At 69.1% G+C, this 18,111-nt stretch carries 18 protein-coding genes; 9 read left to right on the top strand and 9 right to left on the bottom strand.

Features of this window, described 5'->3' with window-relative positions; genetic code table 11:
• Positions 1 to 74 precede the first annotated feature (74 nt).
• The 4 genes from HQ306_RS10105 to HQ306_RS10090 all read left to right on the top strand — a co-directional run bounded on the left by HQ306_RS10105 (position 75) and on the right by HQ306_RS10090 (position 4,238).
• On the top strand, positions 75 to 842 hold the full coding sequence (locus HQ306_RS10105; protein ID WP_027505139.1) for a DeoR/GlpR family DNA-binding transcription regulator: 768 nt from the start codon (positions 75 to 77) through the stop codon (positions 840 to 842).
• Positions 839 to 1,822, top strand: a complete 984-nt coding sequence (locus HQ306_RS10100; protein ID WP_222630900.1) for a 1-phosphofructokinase family hexose kinase — start codon at positions 839 to 841, stop codon at positions 1,820 to 1,822. The genes HQ306_RS10105 and HQ306_RS10100 overlap by 4 nt, the downstream gene beginning before the upstream one ends.
• 48 nt (positions 1,823 to 1,870) lie before the next feature.
• The gene (locus HQ306_RS10095; protein ID WP_222630898.1) at positions 1,871 to 3,907 is read left to right on the top strand and encodes a fructose-specific PTS transporter subunit EIIC; all 2,037 of its coding nucleotides are present in this window, start codon (positions 1,871 to 1,873) and stop codon (positions 3,905 to 3,907) included.
• 73 nt (positions 3,908 to 3,980) lie between these two features.
• Entirely contained in the window at positions 3,981 to 4,238 is a 258-nt protein-coding gene (locus HQ306_RS10090; protein WP_222630896.1) for an HPr family phosphocarrier protein, read from the top strand.
• Between the two features lie 65 nt (positions 4,239 to 4,303).
• On the opposite strand, the gene HQ306_RS10085 is transcribed toward HQ306_RS10090, so the two are convergent.
• The 6 genes from HQ306_RS10085 to HQ306_RS10060 all read right to left on the bottom strand — a co-directional run bounded on the left by HQ306_RS10085 (position 4,304) and on the right by HQ306_RS10060 (position 10,256).
• Positions 4,304 to 5,350 (bottom strand): hypothetical protein, encoded by a 1,047-nt coding sequence (locus HQ306_RS10085; RefSeq protein ID WP_222630894.1) that lies wholly within the window; start codon positions 5,348 to 5,350, stop codon positions 4,304 to 4,306.
• Positions 5,347 to 6,810, bottom strand: a complete 1,464-nt coding sequence (gene hflX, locus HQ306_RS10080; protein WP_027505135.1) for a GTPase HflX — start codon at positions 6,808 to 6,810, stop codon at positions 5,347 to 5,349. The genes HQ306_RS10085 and hflX overlap by 4 nt, the downstream gene beginning before the upstream one ends.
• An 84-nt stretch (positions 6,811 to 6,894) precedes the next feature.
• Positions 6,895 to 7,767 (bottom strand): diaminopimelate epimerase, encoded by an 873-nt coding sequence (gene dapF, locus HQ306_RS10075; protein WP_222630892.1) that lies wholly within the window; start codon positions 7,765 to 7,767, stop codon positions 6,895 to 6,897.
• A gap of 4 nt (positions 7,768 to 7,771) precedes the next feature.
• The gene (locus tag HQ306_RS10070) at positions 7,772 to 8,626 is read right to left on the bottom strand and encodes an RNA methyltransferase (protein ID WP_056444906.1); all 855 of its coding nucleotides are present in this window, start codon (positions 8,624 to 8,626) and stop codon (positions 7,772 to 7,774) included.
• The gene (miaA, locus tag HQ306_RS10065; RefSeq protein WP_197027758.1) at positions 8,623 to 9,537 is read right to left on the bottom strand and encodes a tRNA (adenosine(37)-N6)-dimethylallyltransferase MiaA; all 915 of its coding nucleotides are present in this window, start codon (positions 9,535 to 9,537) and stop codon (positions 8,623 to 8,625) included. Before miaA ends, HQ306_RS10070 begins: the two co-directional genes overlap by 4 nt.
• A complete protein-coding gene (locus HQ306_RS10060) occupies positions 9,534 to 10,256 on the bottom strand; it encodes a hypothetical protein (RefSeq protein ID WP_222630890.1) in 723 nt (240 codons plus the stop codon). The genes miaA and HQ306_RS10060 overlap by 4 nt, the downstream gene beginning before the upstream one ends.
• Positions 10,257 to 10,411: 155 nt before the next feature.
• On the opposite strand from HQ306_RS10060, the gene HQ306_RS10055 reads away from it, so the two are divergent.
• On the top strand, positions 10,412 to 11,869 hold the full coding sequence (locus HQ306_RS10055; RefSeq protein WP_051613197.1) for a DUF349 domain-containing protein: 1,458 nt from the start codon (positions 10,412 to 10,414) through the stop codon (positions 11,867 to 11,869).
• Between the two features lie 10 nt (positions 11,870 to 11,879).
• On the opposite strand, the gene HQ306_RS10050 is transcribed toward HQ306_RS10055, so the two are convergent.
• Together HQ306_RS10050 and miaB are read right to left on the bottom strand one after the other, a co-directional pair.
• Positions 11,880 to 12,461, bottom strand: coding sequence for a hypothetical protein (locus HQ306_RS10050; protein WP_037185326.1), 582 nt, complete (start codon positions 12,459 to 12,461; stop codon positions 11,880 to 11,882).
• Positions 12,449 to 13,990, bottom strand: coding sequence for a tRNA (N6-isopentenyl adenosine(37)-C2)-methylthiotransferase MiaB (gene miaB / locus HQ306_RS10045; RefSeq protein WP_027505131.1), 1,542 nt, complete (start codon positions 13,988 to 13,990; stop codon positions 12,449 to 12,451). The genes HQ306_RS10050 and miaB overlap by 13 nt, the downstream gene beginning before the upstream one ends.
• A 184-nt stretch (positions 13,991 to 14,174) precedes the next feature.
• Here miaB and gluA point away from each other — a divergent pair, with 184 nt between their 5' ends.
• The 4 genes from gluA to HQ306_RS10025 all read left to right on the top strand — a co-directional run bounded on the left by gluA (position 14,175) and on the right by HQ306_RS10025 (position 17,461).
• On the top strand, positions 14,175 to 14,903 hold the full coding sequence (gene gluA / locus HQ306_RS10040; protein ID WP_222631503.1) for an amino acid ABC transporter ATP-binding protein: 729 nt from the start codon (positions 14,175 to 14,177) through the stop codon (positions 14,901 to 14,903).
• A gap of 37 nt (positions 14,904 to 14,940) precedes the next feature.
• Positions 14,941 to 15,774 (top strand): glutamate ABC transporter substrate-binding protein, encoded by an 834-nt coding sequence (locus tag HQ306_RS10035; RefSeq protein WP_027505129.1) that lies wholly within the window; start codon positions 14,941 to 14,943, stop codon positions 15,772 to 15,774.
• Positions 15,775 to 15,860: 86 nt separating this feature from the next.
• Positions 15,861 to 16,541, top strand: a complete 681-nt coding sequence (locus HQ306_RS10030) for an amino acid ABC transporter permease (protein ID WP_027505128.1) — start codon at positions 15,861 to 15,863, stop codon at positions 16,539 to 16,541.
• Positions 16,538 to 17,461, top strand: a complete 924-nt coding sequence (locus tag HQ306_RS10025; RefSeq protein WP_082544487.1) for an amino acid ABC transporter permease — start codon at positions 16,538 to 16,540, stop codon at positions 17,459 to 17,461. The genes HQ306_RS10030 and HQ306_RS10025 overlap by 4 nt, the downstream gene beginning before the upstream one ends.
• A gap of 4 nt (positions 17,462 to 17,465) precedes the next feature.
• Here the strand turns inward: HQ306_RS10025 and HQ306_RS10020 are convergent, their stop codons facing one another.
• Positions 17,466 to 18,107: a regulatory protein RecX gene (locus HQ306_RS10020; RefSeq protein WP_082544488.1), complete on the bottom strand. Its 642-nt coding sequence runs from the start codon at positions 18,105 to 18,107 to the stop codon at positions 17,466 to 17,468.
• Positions 18,108 to 18,111 lie beyond the last annotated feature (4 nt).

Raw genomic sequence — 18,111 nt, 5'->3', positions numbered from 1 at the left:
GTCAACAGAGACGGGCGTAAAACAACATAAACCAACAGTGAAACAACGGATCGGACGGAGGGGCGGTGAACACGATGTACGCGGAAGAGCGGCAGAACGCCATCGCCGGCCTCATCGGACAGCGCGGTCGCGTCTCCGTCGCCGACCTGGCCGACACGTTCGGTGTCACCACCGAGACCGTGCGCCGTGACCTGGCCTCGCTCGACCGTATGGGCGTCGTGCGCCGAGTCCACGGTGGCGCGGTGCCCGCCACGTCGGTCACCGCGGTGGAGCCAGGGATGGCCGAGCGCGAACACACCCGCGCGAAGGAGAAGGACCGCATCGCCGCTGCCGCCCTCGCCTACCTGCCGGCACCCGGCGGATCCATCGCGCTCGATGCCGGCACCACCACCGGTCGCCTCGCCGCGCTGATCCCCGTCGAGTCGGATCTGACGGTGGTGACCAACTCGCTTCCCATCGCGACGCGTCTCGCCGCGGTTCCGTCCCTCGATCTCCACCTGCTCGGTGGCCGCGTCCGCGGTGTCACGCAGGCGACCGTCGGCGAGGACACCCTGCGAGTGCTCGGGACCGTGCGTGTCGACGTGACGTTCATGGGCACCAACGCGATCAGCGTCGGCCACGGTCTCTCGACTCCCGACACCGACGAGGCCGCCGTCAAGCGCGCGATGGTGAGCGCGGCGGACCGCGTGATCGTCGTCGCGGACTCGGCCAAGATCGGCCTGCAGTTCTTCATGTCCTTCGCCGCACTCGACTGTGTGGACGTCCTCGTCACCGACGACGGCATCACCGACACCGACTGCACCCGTCTGCAGCAACACGGATTGGAGGTGGTGGTCGCATGATCCTCACCCTGACGGCCAACCCCAGCATGGATCGCACGGTCTCCCTCGACGTGCCGTTGGTGCGCGGATCGGTGCATCGCAGCGCACTGACCACGACGGAGCCCGGCGGCAAGGGGGTCAACGTCGCACGCGTCGTCACCTCCGCCGGACGGACCGCCACAGCGGTGCTCCCGTGCAGCGGTTCCGATCCGCTGCTCAGCGCGCTCGGCACCCTCGGAGTCCGGTACCACGCCGTACCCACGTCGGGTGTCGCGCGCACGAACCTGACCATCAGCGAGTCCGACGGCACGACGACCAAGATCAACGAGCCCGGGGCCGGACTGGCACCCGAGACGGTCGACGCACTGATGGCGTCCGTCCTGGAACTCGCGCAGCGCGCCGACTGGGTCGTCCTGTCCGGATCGATCCCGCCCGGAATCGACGCCACCTGGTACGGCCGCCTCGTCACCGCGCTGCACGAGGTGTCGGCCAAGGTTGCCGTGGACACCTCCGACGATCCCCTCTCGGCGCTCGCCGCGGGCTTCCCCGCCACGGCACCGGACCTGATCAAGCCGAACGCGGAAGAACTCGCACACCTCACCGGGCACGACGGCGCGGCTCTCGAAGCCAGTGCCGCACAGGGTGACCCGTATCCCACGGTCGAGGCCGCGCGCGTTCTCGTCGACCGCGGAGTGGCTGCCGTCCTGGCGACACTCGGTGGGTCCGGGGCCGTCCTGGTCACCGCGACAGGGTCGTGGTTCGCCACCCCTCCCCCGATCACCCCGCGAAGCACCGTCGGCGCGGGCGACTCGTCGTTGGCCGGATACATCCTGGCCGATCTCAACGGCGAGGACGGTGCCGGTCGACTCGCCCGGGCCGTCGCCTACGGATCCGCAGCCGCCGCCCTACCGGGCACCCGGTTGCCGACGCCGTCCGACGTCGACGTCACTGCCGTCCCCGTCCACACCCTCGACTCGTCACCCGCCGTACCCCAGTCCTGAAACCCCAGTCCTGATCCCCAGCTCCACTCCACTCCCAGAGGAAACGACATGTCCAGTCCCACCACGGCTCACGATGCCAAGCCCGGCATCATCGCCGAGGACCTCATCCTGCTCGACGCCGATCTCGGCTCGACGAAGGACGACGTCATCGCCCGCCTCGCTCGCGTCCTCACCGACGCGGGCCGCGCATCCGATGCCGATGCACTCCGCGACGCCGCGATGGCGCGTGAAGCCCAGTCGGCCACCGGCCTGCCCGGCGGCATCGCGATTCCACACTGCCGCTCCGCCGCGGTCACGACGGCATCGCTCGGATTCGCTCGCCTGAACCCGAAGGTCGAGTTCGGCGCACCCGACGGCGACGCGGACCTGGTCTTCCTCATCGCCGCACCGGAGGGCGCAGGCGCGGAGCACATGAAGCTGCTGTCCTCGCTCGCACGCGCGCTGGTCAAGCCCGCATTCGTGACGTCGCTGCGCGAGGCGGCCACCCCCGCCGACGTCGTCGCACTGGTCGAGGGCGTTCTGGCCCCGAAAGCTCCGAAGGCCGCTGCCCCCGTCACCACCACGAAGACCGCTCCTCCCGCTCCGACCGCCACGGCGGACGCTGCCAAGCACATCGTCGCCATCACCGCGTGCCCCACCGGCATCGCCCACACCTACATGGCTGCCGACTCACTCAAGGACGCCGGCGACCGTGCGGGCGTCACCGTGCACGTCGAGACGCAGGGCTCGAGCGGCTCCACGGCACTGGACCCGGCTCTCATCGCGTCGGCCGAGGCCGTCATCTTCGCGACCGACGTGGGCGTCAAGGGCCGCGAGCGCTTCGCGGGCAAGCCCGTCATCGAGTCCGGCGTCAAGCGCGCGATCAACGAGCCCGACAAGATGGTTGCCGAGGCTCTGCGCGCCGGCGGTGACCCGAACGCCGCACGCGTCTCCGGTACCGCACCGGGAGCGTCCGCTGCGGCCGCTGCCGGTGGACTCGGCTGGGGCACCCGGTTGCGCCAGATCCTCCTGACCGGTGTCAGTTACATGATCCCGTTCGTCGCGGCCGGTGGACTCCTCATCGCCCTCGGCTTCCTTCTCGGTGGATACGAGATCAAGGGTGTCGCCGAGGACATCATGACCAACAACAGCCTCACCAACCTGCCCGACGGCGGGCTCCGCATCTTCATCGGCGCGGTGCTGTTCCAGCTCGGCGGCCTGGCCTTCGGCTTCCTCGTCCCGGCCCTGTCCGGTTACATCGCCTTCGCCATCGCGGACCGTCCCGGTCTGGCTCCCGGCTTCACCGCCGGTGCGGTGGCCCTGTTCGTCGGTGCCGGCTTCATCGGTGGCCTCGTCGGTGGCCTCATCGCCGGCTTCGTGGCGCTGTGGATCAGCCGGATCGCGGTGCCGCCGTGGCTCCGTGGCCTGATGCCCGTCGTCATCATCCCGCTGGGTGCGACCCTCGTCGTCGGCGGTCTGATGTTCCTCGTGCTGGGTCGCCCGCTCGCTGCCATCACCACCGGCCTGACCAACTTCCTCAACGGCCTCTCGGGCTCGTCGGTCATCATCCTCGGCATCATCCTGGGCCTCATGATGTGCTTCGACCTCGGTGGACCGGTGAACAAGGCCGCCTACGCCTTCGCCACCGCCGGGCTCAGCGTCGACAACGAGGCATCGCTGCGCATCATGGCCGCCGTCATGGCTGCCGGTATGGTTCCCCCGCTCGCCATGGCACTCTCGTCGACTCTGCGACCGAAGCTCTACAGCGAGGTAGAGCGCGAGAACGGCAAGGCTGCATGGCTTCTCGGAGCTGCGTTCATCTCCGAGGGTGCGATCCCGTTCGCCGCGACCGACCCGCTGCGCGTCATCCCCTCGATGATGGCCGGCGGCGCTGTGACCGGCGCCCTGATCATGTCCTTCGGGACGACGCTCAGCGCACCCCACGGCGGACTGCTCGTGTTCTTCGCGATGAACAACTTCTTCCTGTTCCTGCTGGCTCTGGCGATCGGCACCGTGGTCTCCGCGGCGCTCATCACCGCAGCCAAGCAGTTCGCCGGCAAGAAGCCTGCGGAGATCGTCGACGAACCCGTCGCCGTCGCAGCCTGACACCCACGTCACCACCCCCACAGCTGGCAGTATCGACACCAGCACTCACCTGACGAAGAAGGAGATCACCACGATGCCCAGCACCACGGTCACGGTCGGATCCGCCATCGGCCTGCACGCCCGTCCCGCCGCCGTCATCGCCGAGGCGGTCGCCGACTCCGGCGTCGACGTCACCCTCGAGGTGGAGGGCGAAGAGGCCGTCGACGGCGGCTCCGCGCTCATGATCATGACGCTGGGGGCCACCAAGGGCACCAAGGTCACGATCACCAGCGACGATCAGGCCACGCTCGACAAGGTGGCCGCACTGGTCGCGTCGGACCTCGACGCCTGATCTTCCGCACAGACGACGACGGCCCCCACACACCGTGGGGGCCGTCGTCATGTGTGCTTCTGTGTCTACCGCGACCGGAACAGTCGACGCACGAAGAACAGGGTCAGCACCACGACCACACCGACCGACGCCGCGGCGGCGATCAACGGAACGAGGATGGACCCGGTGGGCTCGGCGGGTGCTTCGGAGTCCGCGGTCTCGGTGGCCTCCGGGCCGGCCTCGGCGGAGGGTGCCACATCGCGCAGGACGAGGACGGCGGGACGAGCTGCAGCCGTGTCCACACCCTGCTCGGACCCGAGCAGCACCTCGTCGTCTGAGGTGAAGGCGATCGACTCGCCCTGCGGCTGCGGCGGGAGCGCGACGACGCGGGCGGGGGCCGACGCGAAGGCCGCGGCCACGTCACCGTCCCGCACGGACCACAGGTACAGATCGGTGTAGGTGCGCACGGCAGCGATGGACCCGTCGGCGCTCACGGCGCCGCCGGTGACCAGGCGACTGCCGTCGAGCAGCGGCGGACCCCCGGGTGTGGTCGTCGCGGACGGCGCGAAGTCGGCCACGCGGCGCAGCGGGGTGGGACCGGGACTCGGGAGATCGGACACCGACGTGTCCGCGGTGTACACGGCACCGGTTCCGAGACCGTCCTTCGTGACGACGACGGGACGGCCGTCGGGCCCGATGAGGAGTGCTTCGGCATCGTGCGCACCGTCGGGATAGGTGAGCCGGTGCAGTTCACCGGCACCACCGGCCGCAGGATCCATCCGGGTGAGGGCCACGGCGTCGCGTCGACGGTCGTTGTCGCCGATGTCCGCGAGCCACAACGACCCCTCGAACGACGAGAGATCCTCGACGTCGTACGGATCCACCGGATTCGGAAGCCACTCCGCGACAGCACACTCGGAGTCGAGGCGCGCGACACGGTCGTCGGCGCCGCTGTCCCCGATCGCGTACACCGTCCCGTCGAGCACCGTCATACCCGAGAGTTCGGACAGTCCCGGATCGGTCGGCACACAGTACGGCTCCGCATCCGGTGCCTCGGTCTGCGCCGCCGCGGGAGACGCTGCCACGAGCGCCACCACGGCAGCGCCGAGCACCGGCGCGAACCGACGGCTCACGCGCTGTGGGCGTATCGCGTGAGTATCGAGGCCAGCGCCGTCGGCACGGTCGCGTCGATGCGCGTACCGCCGCTCTCGTGGCTCGTGCTCGAGATCCGTCCGTCCGCATGGATGCGCGACACCAGGTCGCCGCGGTCGTAGGGCAGCAGGACGCTGACCGACACCTCGGGCGGGCGGACCAGCTCGCCGAGTCGTGTCCGCAGCTCCTCGATGCCCTCACCGGTCTTCGCGGACACGAAGACCGCACCCGGCAGCAGGCCCCGCAGCTGCGTCAGCGTGACGGGATCCGCGGCGTCGATCTTGTTGACCACGATCAGTTCCTCGGGCGCCGCGGCGTTCTGCTCGCGCACCACCGAGACGATGACCTCGCGGACCGCCTCGATCTGCCCGATGGGGAGCGGGTCGGACCCGTCCACCACGTGCAGCAGCAGATCGGCGTCCGTCACCTCCTCGAGCGTGGAGCGGAACGCCTCGACCAGCTGGGTCGGCAGGTGGCGGACGAAGCCGACGGTGTCGGTGAGCACGCACTCGCGGCCGTCCTCGAGCGTCGCCTTGCGCGTGGTCGGATCCAGGGTCGCGAACAGTGCGTTCTGCACCAGCACACCGGATCCGGTCAACGCGTTGAGCAGCGACGACTTCCCCGCGTTGGTGTAGCCGACGATGGCGATGGACGGCACGTTGCCCTGCAGCCGGCGCTCACGTTTGGTGTCGCGGGCCTGCTTCATGCCCCGGATCTCGCGACGTAGCTTCGCCATGCGCTCGCGAATGCGACGACGATCGGTCTCGATCTTCGTCTCACCGGGACCACGCAGGCCCACACCGCCGTTGCTGCCGGCGCGGCCACCCGCCTGACGCGACATGGACTCACCCCAGCCGCGCAGACGCGGAAGCATGTACTCCATCTGCGCCAGGGCGACCTGCGCCTTGCCCTCGCGGGAGGAGGCATGCTGAGCGAAGATGTCGAGGATCAGCGCGGTGCGGTCGATGACCTTCACCTTCACGATCTTCTCCAGTGCCGTCAGCTGCGCAGGCGTGAGTTCACCGTCGCACACGACGGTGTCCGCGCCGGTCGCGATGACCACCTCGCGCAGTTCCTTCGCCTTGCCGGAGCCGATGTAGGTGGAGGCGTCGGGTCGGTCGCGACGCTGCACCAGCCCTTCGAGCACCTCGGAACCCGCCGTCTCGGCCAGAGCCGCGAGTTCGGTCATGCTGGACTCCGCCTCCTCGGCGGAACCGCTGGTCCAGACACCGACGAGCACCACGCGCTCGAGCCGCAACTGGCGGTACTCGACCTCGGTGACATCGGTGAGCTCGGTGGAGAGTCCGGCCACACGGCGCAGTGCGCTGCGATCGTCGAGCTGCATGTCGCCGGTGGACCACTCGGCGTCCTGCTCGAACCCGTCGCTGTGGGAGGAACCTGTCGTGTCGGCCCTGTCGGCCGCTGCATTCGTTGTCGTCATACGAGACCCATGATCCACGAGAACGTCCTGACGTGCACTGTCATTTACGCAACCGTGTCGCGGGGAATACCCGCACCCCGGCCGTCACGCTTCCAGCCCCGCCCACCAGGCGTCCGACAGCTCCCCCGATGCCACCAGCACCGACGGCCCCCGCATCGACGCGGAACCGTTCGACACGCGCACCGACACGACACCACCGGGAACGTGGACGGCCAGCTCGCCGTCGCCGGACCCGTCGAAGCGCAGGGCCGCGACCGCGGCGGCGACGATGCCCGTGCCACACGATCTGGTCTCCCCCACGCCGCGCTCGTGGACACGCATGCTCACCGCACCGTCCTTCGGCACGGTGACGAACTCGATGTTGACCCCGTGCGGGTACACCGCACCGTCGAAGGTGGGTTGCGCCGTGAGGTCGAGGTCGCCGAGGGTCTCCGCATCGAGATCGGCGGACACGCAGGCCAGGTGCGGATTGCCGACGTCGACGCCGACGCCCGTGAAGGACCTGCCGTCGACCTCGGTGTCGGAGATCTCGAAGACCCGCGGGGTGCCCATCTCGACGGTGACCACGGCGTCGGTGGCGTCGTGCGAGTGCACGGTGACCGGTTTTCCGCCGGCGCGCGATCCGACGACGAACTCGTCCGAGTCCACGAGACCGGCCGCACGAACGTAATGGGAGAACACCCGGACACCGTTGCCGCACATCTCCGCGATGGACCCGTCCGCGTTGCGGTAGTCCATGAACCAGTCGCCGGCGGACACGCCCTCGGGCAGCGCGTCGAGCACGCCGCGGTCGACGAGAGCACCGCTGCGGGCGACCCGCAGTACCCCGTCCGCGCCGAGCCCGGCTCGGCGATCGCACAGTGTCGCCACACGGTGTGCGCTCAGATCGAGGAGTGCGTCCGGATCCGGCAGCACGACGAAATCGTTCTGCGTTCCGTGTCCCTTGGTGAACTGCATGGGATCAGTCTCCCACCGGCGCGGACGTCCGCGCGATCAGCCGTTGGCGGGTGATCTCGTACAGCCCGACGGCGCCGGCGGACGGTGCTCCGAGGGAGCTCGCCGCGCCGCCTATCGGGATGGACACGACGACGTCGCAGGCATCCCGCCACGCGGCACTCATGCCGCGGGTCTCGTTGCCCACCACCAGCACCGTTCCTCCTGTGAAGTCGTGCTCGTGCGCTGCCACCGTGCCGGTCTCGTCGGTGCCCACGATCGTCATGTCGGTGCCCTGCTGCCGCAGCCTGTCCACCATCGCGCGAACCTGCTCCGGACCTCCGACCTGCCCCACTGGGAGTGCGAACAGGGAGCCGGTGGTCGCGCGGACGCACGCGGGATCGAACGGGTCCGCGGCATGCCCGCTGACCAGCAGCCCGGACGCTCCGAAGGCGTCCGAGGACCGGATCAGGGTGCCGAGATTGCCCGGCGACGTCGGCCGATCGAACGCGACCACCACCGGCGCGTCGCCCGTCGGAGTCCAGTGGCCGGGATCGAGGAGCCGGGACCGTGCGAGGAGAAGGATCTCCGGTGGTTGATCGACGCGTTCGCCGAGCTCCGCCATCAACTCCGGCGCGACACCCACCGCGGGCACGCCTGCGGCCCGGCAGCGGTCCACGGTCGACGTGGCCCAGGACGACAGGGAGTCGCCGGTTCGATAGAGCACGGACTCGAGAGGCCACTCGTGCTGGACGGCCAGTGTGACCGGCCGCACTCCCTGCACGAGGAAGACTCCCGCCTTGGTGCGCTTGCCGCGGGTGACGAGGTAGGACTGCCACTGCTGGAACCGCGCGTTCCTCGACAGGACGAGCGCATCGCTCATCGGTGTTCTCCCCTCGTGCGCAGTGCGGCGTCCAGCAGGTCCGATGCGCCCCCGCGCAGCCAGTGCACGCGGGGATCGCGGCCGAACCAGGACCGTTGGCGGCGAACATAGCGACGGGTACCGACGAAGGTCGCCTCGCGCGCGGCCGCCTCGTCGATCTCGCCGTCCAGCAGCTGCAGCACCTGCGCGTAGCCGATCGCTCTCGGGGCGGTGACTCCCTCGCGCAGTCCTCGACCCACGAGGGTCTCGACCTCGGCGACGAGCCCCTCGGCGAACATCGCGTCGGTGCGTGCCGCGATGCGCGCGTCCAGCTCGTCGGTGTCACGGTCGATGCCGAGGACGACGGTGTCCCAGCGCGGCTCGCCGATGGTGGGCGCCGACGCGGCGAACGGCTTCCCGGTGAGGCGTCCCACCTCGAGCGCGCGGACGATGCGTCGGCCGTCGGTCGGCAGGATCGATGCCGCGGCCGCCGGATCGGACTCGGCGAGTGCGCGATGCAGCGCCGCGACCCCCTCGGCGGCGAGCCTGGCCTCGAGTTCGGCACGCACCGCGGCATCCGTGGCCGGGAACTGCCATCGGTCCAGCAGAGCCTGGACGTACATCATCGATCCGCCGACGACGACGGGCACGACGGACTGCTCGAGCAGCTCCTCGATCTCCCGCACCGCGGCGTCCTGGTACGCCGCCACCGTTGCCGTCTCCGTGACGTCCAGGACGTCGAGTCGGTGGTGCGGGATGCCGCGACGCTCCGCCACCGGCGTCTTCGCGGTACCGATGTCCATGCCTCGGTACTGCTGCATCGCGTCGATGTTCACGATGTGCCCGCCGAGGCGCTCGGCGAGATCGAGCGCGAGGGCCGACTTGCCCGTGGCCGTGGGTCCGATCACCGCGACCGGTGTCGGTCGCGTCACAGCGACCACGAGGCGACGTGATACCCGACTCCGTAGGGGGCACCGCGAAAGAGACTGTGCGGCACCACTCGTGCAGGTCCGACCAGCGTGGCCGCCACCTGCCATGCCACCCGCCCGTCCACGCCGAGGGCATCACACAGAGCAGGGTCCAGGGACGCCAGCGCATCGACGTCGGCTCTGCCGAGCGCATCGTCGATCGCGTGCTGCACCGCCTCGGCCCGGTCGTCGAACGCGCCGGGCGCCTTGTCGGTCAGGGTCGTCGCCCCGTCACCGACGACGAGCAGCCCCACCGGGCCGGGCGCGGCGTCGACGCGGCCGCGCAGGTCGAGCGCCACTGCCGCCACGTCCTGGACACTCGCGTTCCGAGCGACGAGCTGTACGGGGACCGACCACTGCGGAACAGCCTGCTCGCGAAGCAGCCCGACGGTCAGCGCGGCCAACGCCATCGCGCGATCGACAGGCCCGCGATCCGGGGCGAGACCGACCACGACATCGGCCCCGAAACCGGCGTACGTACCCGCGGCATCGCCGTCGATCCAGGTCGTGGTCGCACCGACCCCGACCCCGATCCAGCCGTGACAGGACTGCCCCAGGTCGTCGCACACCTCGCGCACGGCTGCACGCAGATCGTCCAGTTCGCCTGTGGCGGAACCGGCGAGCTCCGCGAGCAGCAACGGAGGCGACGGGACGAAGGCGAGGGCGGACAGCACGGACGCCACGGTAGTCGACCGTCCGAGGGCGTCCCTTTTCCGCGCGTCCCTCGGGGTTTGCATGGTCGCCGACGCGCGGAGGGGGTTGAATGGGCCGAGAACGACCGAGCAGAGAACCACGTAGCGCCAGGCAGCCGTGACGCGCGGCAGAGACGGAGAGAACCATGACCGAGCACGAGACGACCGAGAACGCCCCCGGCGAGGCGCAGGCGAGCCCCACACCTCCCCGGCCCGGGCCCCGACCGGGTCCTCGACCCGGCGGCGCACCGCGCCCGGCGCCCACCCGGCCCAGTGCCCCGGCCGATCCGTCCGCACCGTCGTCGTCCACAGGCGACGGGGAGTCGCACCCGACGCCGCATCCGGCTGCACACCACGTGCCGACGACGCCCGCTGTCGTCCCGGTCGTGACCGATCCGTCCCGCTGGGGCCGGGTCGACGAGGACGGTTCCGCGTGGGTACGTACCACCGACGGAGAGCGGCAGGTCGGTTCCTGGCAGGCCGGTGACGCGGCCGAGGGCCTCGCACACTTCGGGCGCCGCTACGACGATCTCGCCACGGAGGTTGCACTCCTCGAAGCGCGACTCGCCTCCGGCGCCGGCGACGCCAAGAAGACGAAGACCGCCGCCGTCGCGCTCGCCGAGACCCTGCCCACCGCTGCTGTGATCGGCGACATCGACGCGCTGGCGACCCGCCTGCAGGCCGTGATCGAACACTCCGACGAGGTCGCCGCCGAGCATCGCAAGCGCAAGGATTCCGAGCGGACCGAATCGACGGCACGCAAGGAGGCGCTGGCCGTCGAGGCCGAGACCATCGGCAGCGAATCCACGCAGTGGAAGGCCGCGGGTGACCGTCTTCGCGTGATCCTCGAGGAGTGGAAGACCATCCGCGGCGTCGACCGCAAGGTCGACGACGCCCTGTGGAAGCGCTACTCCAAGGCACGGGAGGCGTTCAACCGCCGCCGCGGCGCGCACTTCGCCGATCTCGACCGCGAACGCGGTGCCGCCAAGGTGCGCAAGGAAGAACTGGTCGCCAAGGCCGAGGAACTGTCGTCGTCCACCGACTGGGTGGGCACCGCGCAGGTGTTCCGCGATCTCCTGACCGAGTGGAAGGCCGCCGGCCGGGCTCCCCGCGACGCCGACGACTCGCTGTGGCAGAAGTTCAAGGGCGCCCAGGACGTGTTCTTCGAGGCACGCAACGCGGCTCAGTCCGAGCAGAACGCGGAGTTCGAGCAGAACGCCGAGGCGAAGGAACGGCTGCTGGCCGAGTCCGGTCACATCGACCCGTCCAAGGACATCGAGGCGGCCCGCGCAGCACTGCGGACATTGCAGGACAAGTGGGACGCCATCGGCAAGGTCCCGCGGGAGAAGATGCACGATCTCGAGGGCAAGCTCCGCGCGATCGAGAAGCGCGTCCGCGACGCCGCCGACTCCGAGTGGCGACGCACCGACCCCGAGGCGATGGCGCGCGCGGCTCAGTTCCGCGAGCGGGTCGCGCAGTTCGAGGAGCAGGCCCAGAAGGCCGAGGCCGCGGGCAAGGCCAAGGACGCCGAGAAGGCCCGTGCGCAGGCACAGCAGTGGCGCGAGTGGGCCGACGCCGCCGACAGCGCCCTCGGCGGTCTGTGACTCCGGAGGATCAGTTGTCGCGGCGCCGGGACGTGTCCAGCACGTTCTCGCGCCGCGCCTCGTCCATCACGGCCGCGTCGCGCCGGGCGGCGGCAGCCGCCCACTGAGCGTTGGAGCGGTTCCACACCACCTTGAACCAGTGGAACGCCAGCACGACCACGAGCAACCAGCCGAGGACGAGGCCCAGCCCGGGGCCGGCCCCGGTGAGGCCGACGGGAACGGTCTGACGCGACCAGATGGCCAGGATGCCCAGCACCGTCGCCACCCCGGACCCGTAGAGCGCGACCCAGGCCAGCGCCCAGCGTTGAGTGACCAGGGCGAGGGCCGAGAAGCCGACCGCGAACACCAGGGTCAGCCACACGAAGATGCGTGACGGCAGTGCCACCGACTCCGCCACGGCGTCCTCGTCGTGCACCAGCACGTCCCACGCGTTGGCCGAACCTGTGTGCGGCAGTGCGAAGCTCAGTAGCAGCAACAACACCACCACTGCCACGACGACGGCGCGGACCCCCGGGTCGATACGCCCCGAAATCCGCTTCTCGGCGGCCGCCGGATCGGACCCGGTCGTCGGCTCGGTACTCACAGTGAACATCCCATCGTCGTGACCGGCTCGGGCGCCGGGGCGCCGACGGACGGCAACCCCAACCCGACACCGACCGGTGCGGTCCGGGGCATCGTGCCCCGCTCGTGTCGGTCGCCGGCCGTGGTGCGCCGGTGCGAGCGCACCGGGACGTCGGCGACCAGGTGATAAGGCTTCGCGTCGGTCACCGTGGTGACGACGACGTCGCCGGGCCGGACGGCGCGGTCGATGGCGCCCGTCGGGGTGAAGTGCACGAGTCGCCCGTCGCGGGTGCGTCCACTCATCCGCTCGGTGACGGCGTTCTTGCGTCCGGCCCCGTCGGCGACGAGCAACTCCACCTCGGTTCCGACGACGCGACGGTTCTCCTCGTGGGAGATCTCCTCCTGCAGAGCGGCGAGCCGTTCGTAGCGTTCCTGCACGACGGCCTTCGGCACCTGATCCGGCATGTCGGCGGCCGGCGTTCCCGGTCGCTTGGAGTACTGGAACGTGTAGGCGCTGCTGAAGCGAGCGCGACGGACGACGTCGAGGGTCTCCTGGAAGTCCTCCTCGGTCTCCCCGGGGAAGCCCACGATGATGTCCGTCGTCAGTGACGCGTGCGGGATGGCTTCGCGCACCCGGTCGATGATGCCGAGGAACTTCTCCTTGCGGTACGAGCGGCGCATGGCACGCAGCACGCGGTCCGATCCGGACTGCAGAGGCATGTGCAGCGTCGGGCACACGTTGGGCGTCGACGCCATCGCCTCGATGACGTCGTCGGTGAACTCGGCGGGATGCGGCGAGGTGAACCGGACGCGCTCGAGACCGTCGATCTCCCCGCACGCGCGCAGGAGCGATGCGAACGCACCCCGGTCACGCGGCTGCTCGGGATCCGCGAACGAGGCGCCGTACGCGTTGACGTTCTGTCCGAGCAGCGTCACCTCGAGCACGCCCTCGTCGACGAGGGCCTGCACCTCGGCGAGGATGTCGCCCGGCCTGCGGTCGACCTCCTTGCCGCGCAGTGCGGGCACGATGCAGAAGGTGCAGGTGTTGTTGCACCCCACCGAGATGGACACCCACCCGGAGTAGGCGGAGTCGCGCTTGGCCGGGAGAGTCGAGGGGAACGCGTCCAACGACTCGAGAATCTCGACCTCGGCGCGCTGGTTGTGGCGCGCCCGATCGAGCAGCGCCGGCAGGGATCCGATGTTGTGGGTGCCGAACACGACGTCCACCCACGGCGCCTTCGTGACCACGACGTCGCGGTCCTTCTGTGCGAGGCACCCACCGACGGCGATCTGCATGTCGGGGTTCTCGTCCTTGGCCGGCCGGAGTTGGCCGAGGTTGCCGTACAACTTGTTGTCGGCGTTCTCCCGTACCGCACACGTGTTGAAGACGACGAGATCGGGGGACGACCCGGAGTCGGCCTTCTCGTAACCAGCCTCCTCGAGAAGGCCGGACAGTCGTTCGGAATCGTGCACGTTCATCTGGCAGCCGTACGTGCGCACCTCGTAGGTGCGCGCAGTCCCGGACCGCGCAGGCAGGGTCTGGGTGTCGATCGTGTCCACCCCTCCAGGGTACGGCGGCGCTCGAACCCGACCCACCGAGCGGTCCGAGTAAAGTTTCCATTACATATCCGCGGTCCCCGCACCAAAACGAGCAGTGGCGGAGGAAACTACCTCTAGGGTCATCGCCATGACCCACCCTGACGGCGAGCGCGAACATCGCTCGTCCACAGCATCGTCTGCCCCCATGATCGCGATGCACGGCGTGCAGAAGCACTTCGGTGATCTGCACGTCCTCAAGGACATCGAACTCGACGTTCCCAGCGGCCAGGTCGTCATCGTCCTCGGCCCCTCCGGGTCGGGTAAATCGACGTTGTGCCGCACCATCAACCGGCTCGAGCCCGTCGACGAGGGCACCATCGAGGTCGACGGCAAGGCACTTCCCTCCGAAGGCAAGTCGCTCGCCGCGCTCCGCGCGGACGTCGGCATGGTCTTCCAGTCCTTCAATCTCTTCGCGCACAAGACGATTCGTGAGAACGTCATGCTCGGGCCGACGAAGGTCCGCAAGTTGAAGAAGGACGAGGCCGAGAAGACCGCGCAGCGTCTGCTCGAACGCGTCGGCATCGCCAACCAGGCCGACAAGTACCCGGCGCAGCTCTCCGGCGGCCAGCAGCAACGTGTCGCCATCGCGCGTGCACTCGCCATGAACCCCAAGGTGATGCTCTTCGACGAGCCGACCTCGGCGCTCGATCCCGAGATGGTCAACGAGGTGCTCGACGTCATGACGTCGCTGGCCAAGGAGGGCATGACCATGGTGGTCGTGACCCACGAGATGGGCTTCGCCCGACGCGCCGGCGACCGTGTCATCTTCATGGCCGACGGCCAGATCGTCGAGGACACCGATCCCGAGACCTTCTTCACCACACCGAAGTCCGATCGCGCCAAGGACTTCCTCGGCAAGATCCTGAGTCACTGATCTCCCACCCGCTCGTCCCAACTTCTGGAGGATCTCGATGAGAATCACCCGTACCGCCCGTGTCGGCGTCGCCGCACTCGCGCTCGCCTTCGCCGCCACCGCGTGTGGTGGCGACGAGGCCACCAGCGCGTCGTCCAGCGCCGAGAGCGGCAAGCTGACCGTCGGCATCAAGTTCGACCAGCCGGGCCTGGGCCTGCGCACCCCCGACGGCTCGTTCAGCGGCTTCGACGTCGAGGTCGCGAAGTACGTCGCCGGCAAGCTCGGTGTCACGCCGGAGAACATCACGTTCAAAGAGTCGCCGTCGGCGCAGCGCGAGACGCTGATCGAGAACGGTGAGGTCGACTACATCGTCGCCACCTACTCGATCACCGACGCCCGCAAGGAGAAGGTCGACTTCGCCGGACCGTACTTCGTCGCCGGACAGTCGCTCCTCGTTGCCGACGGCAACACCGACATCACGGGCCCCGAGTCGCTCAGCGGTGGCAAGCGCCTCTGCTCCGTCTCCGGCTCCACCCCCGCGCAGAAGGTCAAGGACCAGTACGCGCAGGACGTGCAGCTGCAGGAGTTCGACACCTACTCCGCCTGTGTCGAGGCACTGCGCAACGGCGCCGTCGACGCGGTCACGACCGACGACATCATCCTGGCCGGCTACGCGGCTCAGTACCCGGGTGAGCTCAAGGTGGTCGGCGAGCCGTTCACCGAGGAGCGCTACGGCATCGGCCTGGCCAAGGGCGACGACGAGACCCGCACCAAGATCAACGACGCGATCGACGCCATGATCGAGGACGGGTCGTGGCAGAAGGCATTCGAGGACACCGTCGGACCGTCCGGGTACCCGCTGCCCGCACAGCCGACCGTCGATCGCTACTGATCACCACTCTTCGCGAGACCCGAACGGGCGGTTCACACCGGTGAACCGCCCGTTCGACTCGTCACCGCTCTCGGAAGGAGTCGCCGGTGGACATACTGAGTGACTACGCGCCCGAACTCCTCGACGCGTTCTGGATGACGATCAAGCTGACGGTGCTCTCCGCCATCGGCGCTCTCGTCCTCGGCACCCTGCTCGCGGCGATGCGGGTCTCCCCCGTTCCCGTCGCGCGGTGGATCGGTGCCACCTACGTCACCATCTTCCGCAACACCCCGCTCACGCTGATCCTGCTGTTCTGCGCCTTCGGCCTCTACCAGACCCTGGGCGTCACGCTCGCCGATCAGGCGTCCCCGACCGGCCAGGCGGACAACAACTTCCGGCTCGCCGTTCTCGGTCTGAGCATCTACACGGCCTCGTTCGTGTGCGAGTCGCTGCGGTCCGGAATCAACACGGTGAACGTCGGGCAGGCGGAGGCCGGGCGTTCGCTCGGTCTGACGTTCTCGCAGAACCTGCGCTTCATCGTGCTCCCCCAGGCGTTCCGTGCGGTCATCGGCCCGCTGGGCAGCGTGCTCATTGCCCTGACGAAGAACACGACCGTCGCCGCGGCGATCGGCGTCCTCGAAGCGGCCATTCTGATGAAGGAGATGATCGAGAACGAGGCGGCGATCTTCGTCGTCGGCGGTATCTTCGCGCTCGGCTTCGTCATCCTGACCTTCCCCACCGGCCTCTTCTTCGGCTACCTCGGCAAGCGATTGGCGGTTGCCCGATGACCACAGCGAACGCACCTCTGAGCACCGAGGCACCGCCCAAGAAGGTCGCCTCCGCCGAACGCGCCACCGTTCTCTACGACGCTCCGGGGCCCCGCGCCAAGGTGCGCAATCACATCATCTCGGCCGTCGTGCTCGTCCTGGTACTGCTGGCGGCGTACGTGATCTACGCGAAGCTGGACGAGAAGGGCCAGTTGACATCGGAGAAGTGGAGCCCGTTCGTCGAGTCGTCGACCTGGACGACGTACCTGGTTCCCGGCATCCAGGGCACCCTGGTCGCCGCGGGACTGTCGATCGTGCTGGCGCTGATCCTGGGCGCGGTCCTGGGCATCGCGCGCCTGTCGGACCACCGCCCGGTGCGGCTGGTCGCCGGATTCTTCGTCGAACTGTTCCGCGCCATCCCGGTGCTGATCCTGATGATCTTCCTGTACCAGTTCTTCGCCGAGTACCAGGTGTTCAAGTCCCGCTACCTGGCCCTGGCCGCGGTGGTGACGGGCCTGACGCTCTACAACGGCTCGGTCATCGCCGAGATCGTGCGGTCGGGCATCCAGTCCCTGCCGAAGGGTCAGACCGAGGCGGCCATGGCCATCGGCCTGCGCAAGGGCCAGATCATGCGCATGATCCTGCTTCCCCAGGCCGTGACCGCGATGTTGCCGGCCATCATCTCGCAGATGGTGGTGGCGCTGAAGGACTCCGCGTTGGGCTACATCATCGGCTATGTCGAGGTGGTCCGGTCGGGCCAGCAGGTCGGTGCCTTCTACGGCAACTTCCTGCCGGCGCTGATCATCGTGGCCATCATCATGATCATCCTGAACTCGCTGCTGACGTACCTCGCCACGAAGGTGGAGAAGCGACTGCGACGAGCGAAGAAGAGTCCGGTTCCTGTCGATCAGGGTGCCGCCATGGGTGGCGCGACAGTCTGACGTTCTAGTACTCGAGGCCTTCGGAATCGTTTCCGAGGGCCTCGAGTTCTGTCCGAACCACGTCGAAGGCCATGCCCTGGGCGAACCCGCGACGCGCGAGCATCGACACGAGCTTGCGCACCACCTTGTCGCGTTGCGCACGCCGCTCCCGTGGATCCTCGATCTCCTCGTTCAGAGCGGACAGCAGAGCCGGGGCTCGGAGCTTCTTGACGACCAGTTCGCGCGCACGCTCCCGCTCGTCCTCGGGCTCGATCATGTCGAGTGCCTCGGTGGCCAGCACCGGATCGATGCCCTTGGTGCGTAGTTCTGTGCGCAGCGCCTGCTTGCCTCGGCCCGAGTACGTGTGTCGCGAGCGGACCCACTGATGGGCGAAGTCGCGATCGTCGACCAGCTTGATCTCGGTCAGCCTGTCGAGCACGGACGTGATGATCTCGTCCGTGAATCCTTTGGCGGCCAACCGCTGTTCGAGCTCGGCGCGGCTCCGGGCGCGATCGGTGAGCAACCGCAACGCGGCATCCTTGGCCTGCACCGCCGTGCCCCCGCCCGGGGGCGGCGTCTCGCCCGATCGGCGGCCGGAACGGGACCGGGCGCCCGACGTACGTCGGGCGCCCGGTGCACGCGAGTCCGGAAACTCGTCGTCGTTCACAGTC

The sequence above is a fragment of the Rhodococcus sp. BP-160 genome, assembly GCF_019836205.1.
Classification (GTDB): Bacteria; Actinomycetota; Actinomycetes; order Mycobacteriales; family Mycobacteriaceae; genus Rhodococcoides.
Note: the sequence above shows the minus strand (reverse complement) of the source record. Positions and strands in the feature narration are given on the sequence as shown.

What these genes read in the sequence shown, in the direction of transcription:
- HQ306_RS10055 (WP_051613197.1), top strand. Translation starts at nt 10,412, where the DNA reads ATGACCGAGCACGAGACGACCGAGAACGCCCCCGGCGAGGCGCAGGCG.
- gluA (WP_222631503.1), top strand. Translation starts at nt 14,175, where the DNA reads ATGATCGCGATGCACGGCGTGCAGAAGCACTTCGGTGATCTGCACGTC.
- HQ306_RS10095 (WP_222630898.1), top strand. Translation starts at nt 1,871, where the DNA reads ATGTCCAGTCCCACCACGGCTCACGATGCCAAGCCCGGCATCATCGCC.
- HQ306_RS10070 (WP_056444906.1), bottom strand. Translation starts at nt 8,626, where the DNA reads ATGAGCGATGCGCTCGTCCTGTCGAGGAACGCGCGGTTCCAGCAGTGG.
- HQ306_RS10105 (WP_027505139.1), top strand. Translation starts at nt 75, where the DNA reads ATGTACGCGGAAGAGCGGCAGAACGCCATCGCCGGCCTCATCGGACAG.
- dapF (WP_222630892.1), bottom strand. Translation starts at nt 7,767, where the DNA reads ATGCAGTTCACCAAGGGACACGGAACGCAGAACGATTTCGTCGTGCTG.
- HQ306_RS10025 (WP_082544487.1), top strand. Translation starts at nt 16,538, where the DNA reads ATGACCACAGCGAACGCACCTCTGAGCACCGAGGCACCGCCCAAGAAG.
- HQ306_RS10050 (WP_037185326.1), bottom strand. Translation starts at nt 12,461, where the DNA reads ATGTTCACTGTGAGTACCGAGCCGACGACCGGGTCCGATCCGGCGGCC.
- HQ306_RS10090 (WP_222630896.1), top strand. Translation starts at nt 3,981, where the DNA reads ATGCCCAGCACCACGGTCACGGTCGGATCCGCCATCGGCCTGCACGCC.
- HQ306_RS10100 (WP_222630900.1), top strand. Translation starts at nt 839, where the DNA reads ATGATCCTCACCCTGACGGCCAACCCCAGCATGGATCGCACGGTCTCC.
- hflX (WP_027505135.1), bottom strand. Translation starts at nt 6,810, where the DNA reads ATGACGACAACGAATGCAGCGGCCGACAGGGCCGACACGACAGGTTCC.
- HQ306_RS10035 (WP_027505129.1), top strand. Translation starts at nt 14,941, where the DNA reads ATGAGAATCACCCGTACCGCCCGTGTCGGCGTCGCCGCACTCGCGCTC.